The following is a 13,916-nucleotide window of genomic DNA, read 5'->3' as shown; positions in this document are numbered from 1 at the left end:
TAAAGTAACATAGTATGCATGGACTCCACGGAGAAGTGGTTCGGTCTCGGGCCCGCTGAGGTGGCCCTGCGCGAGGAGGCCGAGGCCGTCGCGGCGTCCGTCGCCGCCATCGCCGCCGAGGCCGATGCCATGAGCGAGATCCACCCCGGGATCCGGGAGGCTCTGCGCGCCAGCGGCTTGTCGGGGCTGATGGTCCCCGCCGCCTACGGTGGCCGCTCCGAGAGCGTCGACCCGCTGGCGGTCTGCATCGTCCGCGAGGTGTTCATGCGGGCGTCGTCGCACCTGGACTCCATGTTCGCGCTCCAGGGCATCGGCAGCTACGCGATCACCGTCGGCGGCACCGACGAGCAGCGGGCGCAGTGGCTGCCCCGCGTCGCGTCGATGGAGACCCTCGCCGCGCTGGCGCTCACGGAGGAGAACGCGGGCTCCGACCTCAAGAACGTCTCCACGACGGTCACCGAGAAGGACGGCTCGCTCGTCGTGCGCGGCGCCAAGTCGTTCATCTCCAACGCCGGCGCGGCCGACTTCTTCGTGACGCTCGTGTCCGAGGAGGCCGGGCTGTCGCTCGTGATGGTCCCCGCCGACGCCCCCGGCGTCTCGACGGTGCCCAGCCCCGAGCTGATCGCCCCGCACGTGCTGGGCGAGATCGAGTTCGACGACGTCGTGCTCCCGCCGGAGGCACGCCTCGGGGTGCCCGGCAAGGCGATGTCGCTGGTCCTGGGCACGCTCGCGGTGTTCCGGGTGTCCGTCGCCGGTGCCGCGTGCGGGCTGGCCGCCGGTGCCCTGGCCGAGGCCGCCCGCCACGCCCGCACCCGCGAGCAGTTCGGTCGCCCCCTGCTCAAGCACGGCCCCGTGGCCCAGCTGCTGGCCGACTCGTGGAACGACGTCGAGATGGCCCGGCTGCTCACCTACCAGGCGGCGTCCTCGGCTCGCACCGACGCCGCGGCCGCCCTCAACCGGTCGTCGATGGCCAAGGTGGCCGCGACCGAGGCGGCGAGCCGCGTCGTCGACCGGTGCGTGCAGGTCATGGGCCGCTGGGGGCTCGTCGCGAACAGCCCGATCGAGCGCTACTACCGCCAGGCCCGCCCGATGCGCATCTACGAGGGCGCCTCCGAGGTCCTGAAGCTGGGCATCGCGCGCGCCCTCTGCGACGAGGTCTGATCCCGTGAGCGGCGATGGCCGCCATGGCGGCCATCGCCGCTCACGAGCCGTGTCAGCGGCCTGACCAGCGCGGCGAACGCTTCTCGACGAACGCGCGCGCCCCTTCTTTCGCATCCTCCGACGTCCGCACCTGGGAGAGCATCGGCTCCTGGCGGGCGAACAGCTCGTCGTCGGGCCACAGCGCCGACGCGGCCATGACGGCCTTCGACGCCTGCACCGCCAGTGGGGCGTTCGCCGCGATCTCCGCCGCCAGCTCACGGGCGGCACCGAGCGCGGCCCCGTCGGCGACGACACGGCTGACCAGCCCGAGCTCGGCGCAGCGGGCCGCGGTGAGCGGGCGGCCCGTGAGCACCGCCTCCGACGCCACGTTGCGCGGCACCCGCCGCGGCAGCCGCAGCACCCCGCCGCCCGCCGCGACCAGGCCGCGCTTGACCTCGGGCAGCCCGAAGGCGGCGCTCTCCCCCGCGACGATCAGGTCGCAGGCCAGCGCGATCTCGAAGCCGCCGCCCAGCGCCGGGCCCTCGACCGCGGCGATGATCGGCTTCCGCGGCGGGACGCCGACGATGCCGAAGCCGCCGCGGTGCTCGTCGACGGGCCGCTCCCCTGTCGCCGAGTACGCGGCGAGGTCCATCCCGGCGGAGAAGTATCCCGACGAGCCGGTCAGCACCCCGACCCGCAGGTCCGGGTCCTCGTCGAGCTGGTCGATCGCCGCGCTGACCAGCCGCGCGGTCCCGAGGTCGACGGCGTTGCGCCGGCGCGGACGATCGATGGTCAGCACCAGAACGGGGCCGTCACGCTCGACGAGCAGCCCGCCCGCCGTGCCCGGGTCGGCGCCGTTGGTGGAGTGCCGCGCGGTCATCGTGGCGCCATGCGGATACCACCGTCGAGGCGGATCGTCTCGCCGTTGATCATCGGGTTCTCCAGGACGTGGACCGCCAGCGCCCCGAACTCGTCGGGGGCGCCGAGCCTGCTCGGGTGCGGGACCATCTTGCCCAGCGAGTCGCGCACCTCCTGCGGCAGCCGCCCCAGCAGCGGCGTGTCGAAGATGCCGGGCGCGATCGTCGCCACCCGGATCTGCTTGGTCGCGAGGTCTCGGGCGGCCACGATCGTCATCCCGACGATGCCCGCCTTCGACGACGCGTACGGGATCTGCCCGATCTGGCCCTCCCACGCGGCGACGGACGCGGTGAGCACGATCGCGCCGCGCTCCCCGTCGACGGACTCGAGCTGCGCCATCCGCGCCGCGGCGAGGCGCAGCACGTTGAACGAGCCGACCAGGTTGAGCTCGATGATCGCCGCGTAGTCCTCCAGCGATCCCGGGGTGCCGTCGCGTTGCAGGATCCGCATGGCGTGCCCGCGGCCCGCGCAGTGCACGACGGCGCGCAGCGGGCCGAGCTCGGCAGCTGCGTCCAGCGCCGGGGTGACGCCGGCCTCGGTGCGGACGTCGCCGACGACGAACCGTGCCCGGTCCCCCAGCTCGGCGGCGGCCTGCGCCCCGGCCGAGGACTCCAGGTCGAGCAGCACGACGCCCGCGCCCGCCTTGACGAGCCGCCGCGCGGTGGCCAGCCCGAGCCCGGAGGCGCCGCCCGTCACGACGGCCGAGATGCCTGCGATGTCCACGTGATTCCTTCCGGATGATTCTGGCCCTGGCGGGTCTTGGCGCCGGGTCAGACCGTCTCGAGCAGCATGGCGTTGGCCATACCGCCCGCCTCGCACATCGTCTGGAGGCCGAGGCCTCCGCCGCGGGCCTCCAGGGCACCGAGCAGCGTCGTCGCGAGCCGGGCGCCGGAGGCGCCGAGCGGGTGGCCGAGCGCGATCGCGCCGCCGCGGACGTTGAGCCGGCCCGGGTCGGCGTCGAAGGCGGCCTGCCAGGCCAGCGGCACCGACGCGAACGCCTCGTTGACCTCGTAGAGGTCGACGTCGCCGATGCCCAGCCCGGCGCGGTCGAGGAGCCGCCGGGTAGCCGGGACGGGCGCGGTGAGCATCTCGACGGGATCGTCGCCGCACACCGCGAAGCCGCGGAACCGGGCCCGCGGGGTGAGGCCGAGCTCGCGGGCGGTGCGGTCGCTCGCCAGCAGCAGCGCGGACGCCCCGTCGGTGATCTGCGAGGAGTTGCCCGCGGTGACCGACCAGCGGATCTCCGGGAACCGGGTGGCCATCGCGTCGTCGGTGAAGGCCGGCCTGAGACCGGCCAGCTTCTCCGGGGTGGTGCCGCGGCGGATGGACTCGTCGGCCGCGACGACCGTGTCCCCCACGATGATCGGCACGATCTCGCCGTCGAACCCGCCCGCGTCGGCTGCCGCCGCGGCGCGGGCGTGCGAGCGGGCGGCGTAGTCGTCGAGCTGTTCGCGCGACAGCTTCCAGCGGGCCGCGACCAGCTCGGCCGACACCCCCTGCGGCACCAGGCCCGGCGCGTACCGCGCGGTGACCGATGGACCCGCCGAGTCGGCGCCGAGCTTCGCCGCACCCATCGGGACACGGCTCATCGACTCCACGCCGGCGACGACCACGAGGTCGTAGGCGCCCGCCATGATCCCCTGCGCGGCGAAGTGCACGGCCTGCTGGCTCGACCCGCACTTGCGTTCGACCGTCACCGCCGGGACGTGCTCGGGGAACCCCGCGGCGAGCCAGGCCATCCGGCCCACGTTGCCCGACTGCTCGCCGGCCTGGCTCACGCACCCGGTGACGACGTCGTCGACGCGGCCGGGGTCGATCCCGGTGCGCGCCACCAGCGCCGCGATCGTCTGCGCGAGCAGGTCGACGGCGTGCAGCCCGGACAGGGCACCACCCGGCTTGCCCTTGCCCATCGGCGAGCGCACCGCGTCGATCACATAAGGCTCGTCCACCCCGGGCTCCTCTCGTTCGCGCACGTCAGTCGACGGCGCCGGCGTATGCCTGCATCAGCCGCTCGTGGGAGGTGAACTCCGACGCCGGTCCCGACGCCTTCACCTCGCCGTTGCTCAGGACGTAGACGTAGGAGCAGTGCTCGAGCGCGACCGACGGGTTCTGCTCGACGATCACCGCGGGGATGTCGGCGAACAGCACGTCGAAGCGGCCGTACAGTTCCTTGATCAGGATCGGGGCCAGGCCCAGCGACATCTCGTCGATCATCACGATCCGCGGCCGCTGCACCACGGCCCGGCCGATCGCGAGCATCTGCTGCTCGCCGCCGGACAGGAAGCCCGCGCGCACCCCGCTGCGCTCGGCGAGGCGGGGGAAGGCGTCGAGGACCCTGGCGATGTCCTCGTCGACGTCGCGGCCGCCACGGGTGTAGGCCGCGGCCCGCAGGTTCTCCACCACGGTGAAGTCCGGGAACACCCGCCGCCCCTGCGGCACGTGCGCGACACCGCGGGCGACGATCTCGTCGGGGCGCAGCCCGGTCAGCGTGTCCCCGCCGAGCAGGATCTCCCCCGACCGCACCGCGACGAGCCCCGACACCGCGCGCAGCATCGTCGTCTTCCCGGCACCGTTGGGGCCGAGGATCGCGACCTTCTGGCCGGGCCGGACCTCGACGTCGATGCCGTGCAGGACCGTGGATCGGCCGTAGCCGCCGGTGACCCCACGGAGAACGAGCCCTTCAGCCGCCAAGGTAGGCCTCCACGAAGTCGTCCTGGCGCCGCACGACGTCGGGGACGTCGTCGGCGATGACCCGGCCGAAGTTCAGCGCCACGACCCGGTCGGTGACCCGCATGACCAGCTCGATGTTGTGCTCGACGAGCACGACCGTCGCGCCGACGTGGCGGCTGTGCACCAGCACCCGGCCGACGAGGTCGTCCCCCTCGTCGGGGGTGAGGCCGGCCGCGGGCTCGTCGAGCAGCAGCAACCGGGGCCGGGCGACGACGGCGCGGGCGACGTCGACACGTTTCTGCACGCCGTAGGCCAGGTTCTCGACGCGTTCGTCGAGCAGGTCGGCCAGTCCCAGCATCTCGGCGGTCTCGATCGCGTCGGCGTGCATCCGCCGCTCCCCGCGGACGAACGGCGGCAGGCGCAGCACCTGGCTGAGCGGCCCGTAGCCGGCGACCGCGTGCTGGCCGATCATCAGGTGGTCGAGGACGGTCAGGCCCTCGTGCAGGCTGAGGTTCTGGAAGGTCCGCCCGACGCCCAGGGCCCGGCGCTGTGCGGCCCGGCGCGCCCGCAGCACGGTGTCTCCGACGGCGATCTCCCCGCCCGCGAGCCCGACGAAGCCGGAGACGGCGTTGAGCAGGGTGGTCTTGCCCGCACCGTTGGGGCCGACCAGGCCGACGACCGAGCCCGGCACGATCTCCGCCGACACCCCGTCGACGGCCGTGACGCCGCCGAACGCCACCCGTACGTCGCGGATGGACAGGCCCGTGCCGCCGTCGCCCGAGGCGGCGGCGCGAGGCGTCTCCGTGACCCGTGCGGTGTTCTGGGCGAGCTCGGCCTCGACGATCGTCGCCGTCGGCGCCAGCTGGATCTCCGCGGGTGCGGTCCGGCGCCTGCCGGGACCGAAGCGCCGCCACAGCGCGGCGATGCCGCCCGCGAAACCGCCCGGGAAGAAGATCATGATGACGACGAACACGACGCCGTAGATGACGTAGCGGAACTCGCCGGTGGTGCGCAGCATCTCCGGCAGGCCCTCGACGAAGATCGCGCCGAGCGCCGCGCCCCACAGGTAGCGCTGGCCGCCGATGATCGCGATGACCAGGGTGACGATCGACAGCTCCAGCGAGAAGTCCTGCGGCGAGACGTAGTTGACGGTGTGGGCGTAGAGCACGCCCGCGCACCCGACCATGGCGCCCGAGACGCCGAACGCGCCGACCTTCTGCCAGCCGAGCGACATCCCCAGGCTCGACGCCGCGAGCGGGCTGGTCCGCACCGCGTTCCACGCCCGTCCCTGCTTGCCGCGCAACAGGTTGCGGGCGAACAGCATTGCGATGCCCATGACCGCGAGCGCGATGTAGAGCAGCCCGAGCGGGGTGTAGGTGGTACCGAACAGCGTGGGCGGCGGGACCTGGATGCCGGCGCCGCCACCGGTCAGGCTCGACCACTCGAAGAAGATCTGCTGGGCGACGATGCAGAGCGCCAGCGTCGCGATGGCGAGGTAGAGGCTGCCGATCCGCAGTGACGGCAGCCCGATCACGACGCCGATCAGCGCGCCGACGACGATGCCGGCGACGAGCTCGCCCTCCATCCCGAACGGGGAGATGCGCGAGACCGCGATCGTCGCGTAGACGCCCGCACCGAGCAGGGCGGCGTGCCCGACGGACGGCTGGCCCGCCGCTCCGAACAGGACGGTGTGGCTCGCGCCGATGATCGTGAAGATGACGACGACGGTGACGACGTAGGCCTGGTAGCCGGTGAGCACCCCCGACGCCGCGAAGACGACGAGGATCGCCACCAGCGCGAGCAGCACGTCGCGGCCGGGGAGCCGGGCGAGCACGCCGCTCCCGGCCACCGCCTTCCCCGTCACGGGCTTCCCTGCACCGGGCGCGGTCATGCCCGCGACGCCGACAGTCGGCCGAACAGCCCGGCGGGCCGGATCAGCAGCACCACCAGGATGATCAGGACGGGCAGCGCGATCGTCACCGCGCGCGGGGCGTAGGCGATCGAGAGAGCCTCGAGGACACCGAGGATGAAGCCACCGGCGACGGCCCCGGGCAGGCTCGACAGCCCACCGAGGACGGCCGCGGTGAACGCCGAGATGAACGTGCCCTGCAGGAACCCGACCGAGAGCACCGACACCGACGCCACCATGACCGCCGCGACGAGCCCCAGCAGGCTGGAGATGATCCACGTCCAGCGCGAGACGGTGCGGGCGGGGACGCCCATCAGCGTCGCGGCCTGCGGGTCCTGGGCGTAGGCGCGCATCCCGACGCCGAGGTTGGTGCAGCGCAGCACGACGCCGAGGACGATCGCTCCGGCGACCGCGACCGCGAGGATGACCAGCCGGGTGAGGTCGATGTTGATGCCGGCGACGCCGACGCCGCCGGAGGGCAGCGGCGCGTTGATGTTCTGGACGCCGGAGCCGAAGAAGATCTGGGTCGCGTTGTTGAGCACGATGTCGAGGCCCATCGTGGCGAGCACGAGCCGGAACAGGTCGCCCGATCCGAGCGGGCGGACGATCCCGCGCTCCACGGCCCAGCCGAGCAGCACCGCGCCGACGACCGCGACCGCGAGGCCGGCGGCCCAGCCGAGGTTGAGGATCGTCCCGACCTGGAAGAACAGGAAGGCGCAGAAGGCGCCCATGGAGGCGGTGGCGAAGTTGACCGCATCCATGGTCTTGAAGATCAGGGCGATGGACAGCGCGAGCAGGGCGTAGACGCCGCCGGTCATGAGCCCGTTCACGACCGCCTGCAGGAAGGCGCTCACCTGGGCCGTCCGATCCGGTCGGAGGGAACGCGCGCGGTCATCGCCGACCTCCCGTTCCGGCGGCGTCCCCAGCGGCGCCAGCCGATTCAACTGATAAAGATATACATGGATTGCATCCGAGGGAACCCCGTCCCGGACATCTTGCGCACGCCGGTCGGCAGTCCTAATGTCGCAACACTATTAACATAGATTCTCCGCCGAGGCGGCAGTGCTGCCGCCGGGGAAGGACGACCGATGCGTCGAGTAGTGGGCGTAGCCGTGGCAGCGATCGCGGCGACCGTTCTCGCAGGCTGTGGCGGTGCGACCGTGTCGCAGTCGGACTCCGGGGGCGGAGGTGGCGCAGCGGCGCCGGGCATCACCGCCGACACGATCACGCTCGGCATGGTCACCCCGATGACGGGCCCGTTCGCGGCGCTCGGCACCGACGGGCAGGCCGGCGCCGACGCGCTCATCCAGACCGTCAACGCGGCCGGCGGCATCAACGGCCGCAAGCTCGCACTCGCGGTGCAGGACGACCAGTACGACCCCAAGCAGGCCGTCGCCGGCGCCCGCTACTTCGCGACCCAGCAGCCCGTCCTCGGCATCTGGGGCAACAACGGCACCGCGACCACCCTCGCCGGGATGCCGACGCTGCAGCAGGCGGGCGTCCCACTGCTGTTCCCGATGGCGCTGAGCACCCAGCTCGCGACCTACGACCGCTCCTTCGCCTCGATGCTGCCGCTGTCCGCGCAGTTCCAGCTGTTGTCGGACTGGGTCGCCACGCAGCCGAACCTCGCGACCGGCAGGTGGGGCATCCTCTACCAGAACGACGGCACGTCCGCCGAGGTCGCGGACGGCTTCAAGAAGGGCAAGACCCCGCTCACCGACAACGTGAACTTCGAGCGCACCGCGACCAGCTACGCCACGCAGCTGCAGAAGCTGCAGGCCGGCGGCATCACCAACCTCGTGTTCATCGGCAACGTCAACCAGATCTCGGTGGCGCTCAAGGAAGCCGACCAGACCGGCTACAAGCCGCAGTGGTACTCCTCGCTGGGCAACACCAGCCCCGACCTGGCCAAGCTCACCGGCCCGCTCGCCGAGGGCGTCATCACCGTCAACCCCTACGCCCCGCCGCAGAGCGACCTCCCCGGCACCAACGAGTTCCGGGCCGCGATGGAGAAGTACGAGCCCGGCAAGTCCCAGAGCATGTACGCGCTCAACAGCTGGGTCGGCGGCAAGATCATCGTCGACGCGCTGCAGCGCGCCGGCAAGGACGTCACCCGCGACTCGTTCCTCGCGGCGCTGCAGGAGACCAAGGACCTGCAGGTCGGCAACATCATGCCGCCCATCAGCCTGACCGCCACCGACCGCACCGCGAGCACCTGCATCGTGCTGGCCGCGGTCAACCAGGGAGTGTTCAAGGCCAACGGCGACCCGGTCTGCCAGTGACCCGCACCTCCCTCGCACGGACGGCGGTCGTCGTCGGGGCCGGGCTCGCCGGTCTCGCGACGGCCGCCGCCGACCGCGGTGTCGCCGTGACCGTGCTGGGGGAGGGCGACCTCGCCGGTCGCGCGGCGTCCTTCTCCGGCGACCACGTGTGGATGGCGGCCAACCATCTCGAAGCGGCGCAAGGGATCCAGGACGACCTGGCGCCGGCCGAGGCCTACGTCCGCGCCGTCGGCGCCTCGCACACTCACCGGTGACGGCATCCGGCTCGCCCGCCAGGCCGGGGGCGCGGTCGTCGAGGCGCATCGCGGCGGAACGCCTGCCAGCGCTCGTGGGTGGCGATGGTCGCTACAGCGACGGCCGCCACTCAGGAGGTCTGTTGCTCACCGGGTCTCGCGGTCCGCCGTCGTGACGTCGACGCCGGACTCCCGGAGCTCCAGCTTGCGGACCTTGCCCGACGGGGTCATCGGCAGCGACGCCACGATGCGGACGTAGCGCGGGACGGCGAAGGCGGGCAGCCGCGGCTCGCACCACTCCCACACCTCGGCCGCGGTCAGCGTCGTGCCCTCCTCCGGGACGACGACGAGGAGGAGCTCGTCCTCACCGGCCTCGGAGTCGGCCGGCACACCCACGACAGCGCAGTCCAGCACCCCGGGGTGGGCGAGGACCGGCTGCTCGACCTCGAAGGAACTGATGTTCTCCCCGCGCCTGCGCAGGGCGTCCTTGAGCCGGTCGACGAAGTAGTACCAGCCGTCGGCGTCGCGGCGCAGGCCGTCGCCGGTGTGGAACCACAGGTTGCGCTGGGCCTCGACGGTGCGTTCCGGCATGCCGTAGTAGCCCGTCGTCATGGTGAACGGCAGGTGCGCGCGGACCACCAGCTCCCCGACCTCCCCGAGTGGCACCTCCTCGTCGGTCCCGGGGTCGACGAGCCGCACGTCGAAGTAGTCCTCGACGAGCAGCCCCGCGGCCCCGGCCGGGCGGTCCTCCCCGTAGGGCGTGAGGATCGGCATGGAGATCTCGGTGAGCCCGAAGTTCTCGACGAACGCCTCGATCCCGAAGCGCTCCTTGAAGTCCGGGGCGATCGAGGTGGCGAGCGGGACGGCGTAGAGGCAGCGCAGGGGGTTGTCGGCGTCGTCGTCGCGGCGGGGCTGCTTGTGCACCCAGTCCATCATCACGCCGATGAAGTTGGTGACGGTCACGCCCGACTCACGCAGCTGCTCGACCCACCGGCTGGCGCTGAAGCGCTGCTGGAGCACGAACCGGGCGCCGACGATCATCGCCGGGTAGCAGGCCAGGAACTGGGCATTGCCGTGGAAGAGGGGTCCGACGGCCATGTGTGCGTCGGCGTCGGTGAGCCGGCACAGCGAGACGCACTCGTCGGCGAAGAAGTGGAAGTGGGTGTGCGGCATGGTGACGCCCTTGGACAGCCCGGTGGTGCCGCTGGTGAACAGGATCGCGGCGGGATCGGAGGCGGCCACCTCGGGCAGCGAGGCGGGCCGGTCGGCCCCGCTGAGCAGCGAGAACGGCTCCGCCGACCACCCCGCGCCGCGCAGCGCCGCGATCGCCTCGCGGGACGAGGACGAGGAGCCGGTGACGTAGAACGTGCCGATGCCCTTCGCCGCCTCCAGGTCGAGGAAGTGCGCCACGAACCCCGGGTCGACGACCGCTGCGCGGGGCGCGACCGTCCGCACCTGGTGCTCCAGGAACGTGCCGCGGTAGGCGGTGTTGATCGGGACCTCGACGAGCCCCGCGACCGACGCGCCCATCCAGGCGAGCAGGTAGTCGATCCCGTTGGCCGCCATGATCAGGACGCGGTCGCCCTGCACGCAGCCCCCGGCGAGCAGTCCCCCGCCGACGCGCTCCGCGGCGTCGAGGGTCTCGGCGTAGGTGAGCTGCACCTTCTGGAACGGGACGTCGAGGAACACGGCGTCGCCGTGGGTGCCGGCGCGGTGGCGCAGCACCGCGGGCAGCGTCCACGTGGCGCGGTCGGGGAAGGTGAGGTGCAGGTCGCGGTAGGTCCTCATCGGAGGTCCCGGAAGCGCGGGGCGCGCTTCTCCATGAACGCCGCCGCCCCCTCGCGCATGTCGGGCGATCCGATGGCCTGCACGAGCATGCCGAGCCCGGAGACGTAGTTGTCCCGGCAGGCGTTCCACCACACGTTGGAGCTGATCTTGGCGATCTCCAGGTAGCGCGGGGAGAGCGCGAGCAGCTCGTCGGCCCAGCGGGTCACCTCGGCCTCCAGCTCGTCGTCGTCGACGACGGCGTTGAGCCAGCCCAGCTCGAGGGCCTGCGCGGCGGTGTAGCGCCGGCACATCATGGAGATCTCCTTGGCGCGCTTCTCCCCCACCGAGATCGCCAGCAGGTTGGTCCCGCCCAGGACGGGCGCGCTGCCGACGCGGGGCCCGGTCTGGCCGAGCTCGGCGCTGCGAGCCGCGATCGCGAGGTCGCAGGCGACGACGAGCTCGTTGCCGCCCCCGGCCGCCGCACCGTTGACGGCGGCGATGACCGGCCGCGGCGAGGTCCGGATGACGTCGAACAGCTCCAGCGACGCGTGGAACATCCCGCGCAGCTCCTCGGGGTCCGGGTCGGCGAGGTTGGCGAGGTAGCCGCCGGCGCAGAAGGCCCGGCCACTGCCGGTCAGGACGATCACCCCGGCGTCGGAGGCGCCGCGGACGGCGTCGGTGAGCGCCCGGCCCATCGCGGCGTCGTAGGCGTTCATGCGGTCCGGCCGGTTCAACCGGATCCAGGCCACGTCGCCACGTCGTTCGACCGTCACATCTGCGGAACCGTCGTTCATATGCTGACTACTATCACCCTGGATTAGCGATGACAACGCGCACGGGAGGAGCGGTCATGGCGACCGAGGACCTGGAGGCACGCATCCGGCGGCTGGAGGACCGCGCCGAGCTCGGCGAGCTCGTCGCGTTCTACGGCAGGCTGCTCGACGACCGCGACGTCGACGGGCTGGCCGCGCTCTACACCTCCGACGCCGTCTTCGACTCCACCGACGGCCCGATGACCGGCCGCGACGCGGTGATGGGCTACTACCGTCGCCAGCTCGACCGCTACGGGATGACCTACCACTACCCGCACAGCCACACGGTCGAGTTCACCGGTCCCGACGACGCGACCGGCGTCGTGTCGGCGCACGCGGAGCTGGCGATCCTGCCGACGCCGTTCGTCGTCGCGCTGCGCTACCTCGACGTGTACCGCCGCGAGCAGGGGCGGTGGCGGTTCGTGTCGCGGCGCGCCCTGCAGCTCTACGCCGCTCCCCTGGCCGACCTGCCCGACGTCCTGGCCGGGACGTTGCGCCGGCGCTGGCCGGGGACCGAGCCCGTCGCGGCCGACATCCCGGAGTCGCTGCCGACGTGGCAGGCGTACTCACAGAGCTAGACGCCGAGCGGGACCACGTGGACCGTCGCCAGCACCCGCTCGGTGGCGGCCACCCGGCCGGCCAGTGCACGCCGGTCGACCTCGGCCGCTTCCGAGGTCACGTGCCCCAGAGCGGCATCGGCGGAGGGGAACCACAGTGCCTCGACGGCGTCGACGATCCCGAGCGGACCGGGCAACCGGACGAACGCCTCGACCGCGGTGGCGGCCCCACCCCGGCCCGGTGCGCCGAGGACCGCAGCGAGGTCGCCGGTCGCGACGTCGGGGGCGCCGCGCATGAGCGTCAGCAGCCGGACTCCCCCGGGCTCGGCGGGCGGCGTGCCGGCGACCCGCTCGGTGAGCACCGCTCCCCCGCCGCTGCGGTCGACGAAGCGGCGCTCGTCGGCACGCCCGGCCGTCAGGTAGTGGGGCTCGGCGAAGACGGTGTCGAAGGCCGCGACGTCGTCGGCGTCCATCTCCGAGCAGGCGTCGAACCCCGGCCACGGCAGCCCGGTGCCCGCCACCGCGTGGTTCTGCCAGTAGCGGCGCAGGCCGGGCAGCACACCGATCACGGCACCGTGGCGCTCACGCCAGTGCTGCTGGAACCGGTCGACGGTGAACCCGGCCTTGCGGGGCGCGAGCCCGAACCGGGTGATCACCGGTGCAGCAGCCGGTGCGCCGCCTCGCTCGCGGGCATCCCGATCTCGACACCGCACCGGGCGGCGAGGGCGTTGACCGCGCTGATCACGCCGTCGCGGTAGCTGGACAGGCCGTCGCCCATCATCGCGGTGCGGGCGTCGACGCATGCGCCGGCCAGACCGTCGGCCTCGACGATCGCGAGCCCGGCGACGCCGGAGTCGTCGCGGCCGCGCCCGCCGTCGGAGCAGATGAAGCCATACGGGCTGAACCTCCGCAGGTAGGGGACGCTGGAGCGGCCGGTGTGCCCCGCGGTGACCAGGACGTTGATGTCACGGTCGGCGGGGGTGCCGAAGGCGATCGAGTCGGTGCAGACGACGGCGCGCCCGTCCGGGCCTTCCTCCATGACGGTGCGGCGTGTGATCTCCGAGGGCGTCTGCGCGGCGGGGTCGGTGGTGAGCAGGAGCAGTGCGGCGTCGGCGACCGGCATGCCGACGGTGACGCCACAGGCGGCGGCGACGGCGTTGACCCGGCTGATCCGGCCGTGGCGGTGGACGTCGACGCCGTCGCCGAGGTGCACACCGGTGACGTCGGCGGTCGCGGCGGGGATGCCGAGCGCCTCGTAGAACCAGAGCCCGGCGATGCCGGCGCCCTCGGGGCCGATCCCGCAGTCGAGCCCGATCGCCCCACGGGGGCGGCGGTCGGCGACGAACCGGGCGGGCAGGACCCCGGAGTAGGACGCGGAGACGACGACGTCGCGTCCGGTGTTGCGGGCGTCGACGTCGTAGGCCGAGTCGATCGCGACGACGTGCCCGCGATCGTGTTCGGCCACGACGGTCTGGAGGTCCTGCGTGCTGGTCACGGGCGGCACTTCCCCTCGTCCCGGCGTTGATCCTATGGTGGTGAAGCACATGCATGAGGCGAGAAATCCGCATTCTCGGAATAATTCCGATCCTCTCGCCGTGAATCCGGAATACCGTCCCCGGACTGTCCCG

General features: G+C 72.6%; 14 protein-coding genes. 4 read left to right on the top strand and 10 right to left on the bottom strand.

Features of this window, described 5'->3' with window-relative positions; genetic code table 11:
- Positions 1–18: 18 nt before the first annotated feature.
- A complete protein-coding gene (locus TOK_RS06185) occupies positions 19–1,161 on the top strand; it encodes an acyl-CoA dehydrogenase family protein (RefSeq protein WP_098956830.1) in 1,143 nt (380 codons plus the stop codon).
- Positions 1,162–1,213: 52 nt separating this feature from the next.
- Here the strand turns inward: TOK_RS06185 and TOK_RS06180 are convergent, their stop codons facing one another.
- The 6 genes from TOK_RS06180 to TOK_RS06155 are packed head-to-tail and all read right to left on the bottom strand — an operon-like array spanning position 1,214 to position 7,491.
- Positions 1,214–2,020: a crotonase/enoyl-CoA hydratase family protein gene (locus tag TOK_RS06180; RefSeq protein ID WP_098956829.1), complete on the bottom strand. Its 807-nt coding sequence runs from the start codon at positions 2,018–2,020 to the stop codon at positions 1,214–1,216.
- Positions 2,017–2,781, bottom strand: coding sequence for an SDR family NAD(P)-dependent oxidoreductase (locus TOK_RS06175; protein WP_098956828.1), 765 nt, complete (start codon positions 2,779–2,781; stop codon positions 2,017–2,019). The genes TOK_RS06180 and TOK_RS06175 overlap by 4 nt, the downstream gene beginning before the upstream one ends.
- A gap of 47 nt (positions 2,782–2,828) precedes the next feature.
- Positions 2,829–4,007, bottom strand: a complete 1,179-nt coding sequence (locus TOK_RS06170) for a thiolase family protein (protein WP_098956827.1) — start codon at positions 4,005–4,007, stop codon at positions 2,829–2,831.
- 25 nt (positions 4,008–4,032) lie between these two features.
- Entirely contained in the window at positions 4,033–4,749 is a 717-nt protein-coding gene (locus tag TOK_RS06165) for an ABC transporter ATP-binding protein (RefSeq protein WP_098956826.1), read from the bottom strand.
- A complete protein-coding gene (locus tag TOK_RS06160; RefSeq protein ID WP_098956825.1) occupies positions 4,739–6,619 on the bottom strand; it encodes an ATP-binding cassette domain-containing protein in 1,881 nt (626 codons plus the stop codon). Before TOK_RS06160 ends, TOK_RS06165 begins: the two co-directional genes overlap by 11 nt.
- A complete protein-coding gene (locus TOK_RS06155; RefSeq protein ID WP_098956824.1) occupies positions 6,616–7,491 on the bottom strand; it encodes a branched-chain amino acid ABC transporter permease in 876 nt (291 codons plus the stop codon). Before TOK_RS06155 ends, TOK_RS06160 begins: the two co-directional genes overlap by 4 nt.
- 306 nt (positions 7,492–7,797) lie before the next feature.
- On the opposite strand from TOK_RS06155, the gene TOK_RS06150 reads away from it, so the two are divergent.
- Both TOK_RS06150 and TOK_RS06145 read left to right on the top strand, forming a co-directional pair.
- Positions 7,798–8,919 (top strand): ABC transporter substrate-binding protein, encoded by a 1,122-nt coding sequence (locus tag TOK_RS06150; protein WP_172457434.1) that lies wholly within the window; start codon positions 7,798–7,800, stop codon positions 8,917–8,919.
- On the top strand, positions 8,916–9,173 hold the full coding sequence (locus TOK_RS06145) for an FAD-binding protein (protein WP_098956822.1): 258 nt from the start codon (positions 8,916–8,918) through the stop codon (positions 9,171–9,173). Before TOK_RS06150 ends, TOK_RS06145 begins: the two co-directional genes overlap by 4 nt.
- Before the next feature lie 126 nt (positions 9,174–9,299).
- On the opposite strand, the gene TOK_RS06140 is transcribed toward TOK_RS06145, so the two are convergent.
- Together TOK_RS06140 and TOK_RS06135 are read right to left on the bottom strand one after the other, a co-directional pair.
- Positions 9,300–10,940, bottom strand: a complete 1,641-nt coding sequence (locus TOK_RS06140) for an AMP-binding protein (protein ID WP_098956821.1) — start codon at positions 10,938–10,940, stop codon at positions 9,300–9,302.
- Positions 10,937–11,668 carry an enoyl-CoA hydratase/isomerase family protein gene (locus TOK_RS06135; RefSeq protein ID WP_253258211.1) on the bottom strand — a complete coding sequence of 244 codons (732 nt, stop codon included), beginning with the start codon at positions 11,666–11,668 and terminating at the stop codon, positions 10,937–10,939. The genes TOK_RS06140 and TOK_RS06135 overlap by 4 nt, the downstream gene beginning before the upstream one ends.
- A gap of 101 nt (positions 11,669–11,769) precedes the next feature.
- Between TOK_RS06135 and TOK_RS06130 the strand changes: the two genes are divergently transcribed.
- Positions 11,770–12,309, top strand: a complete 540-nt coding sequence (locus tag TOK_RS06130) for a nuclear transport factor 2 family protein (protein ID WP_172457433.1) — start codon at positions 11,770–11,772, stop codon at positions 12,307–12,309.
- Here the strand turns inward: TOK_RS06130 and TOK_RS06125 are convergent.
- Both TOK_RS06125 and TOK_RS06120 read right to left on the bottom strand, forming a co-directional pair.
- Positions 12,306–12,944: an EthD domain-containing protein gene (locus TOK_RS06125; protein WP_172457432.1), complete on the bottom strand. Its 639-nt coding sequence runs from the start codon at positions 12,942–12,944 to the stop codon at positions 12,306–12,308. The two genes, TOK_RS06130 and TOK_RS06125, sit on opposite strands and share 4 nt — an antisense overlap.
- Complete coding sequence (locus TOK_RS06120) at positions 12,941–13,783, bottom strand: hypothetical protein (RefSeq protein WP_098956874.1); 843 nt, start codon at positions 13,781–13,783, stop codon at positions 12,941–12,943. Before TOK_RS06120 ends, TOK_RS06125 begins: the two co-directional genes overlap by 4 nt.
- Between the last annotated feature and the right edge of the window lie 133 nt (positions 13,784–13,916).

Origin of the sequence: Pseudonocardia sp. N23 (genome assembly GCF_002583555.1) — a bacterium.
GTDB lineage: Bacteria > Actinomycetota > Actinomycetes > Mycobacteriales > Pseudonocardiaceae > Pseudonocardia.
This window is presented reverse-complemented; position numbering and strand designations above follow the sequence as displayed.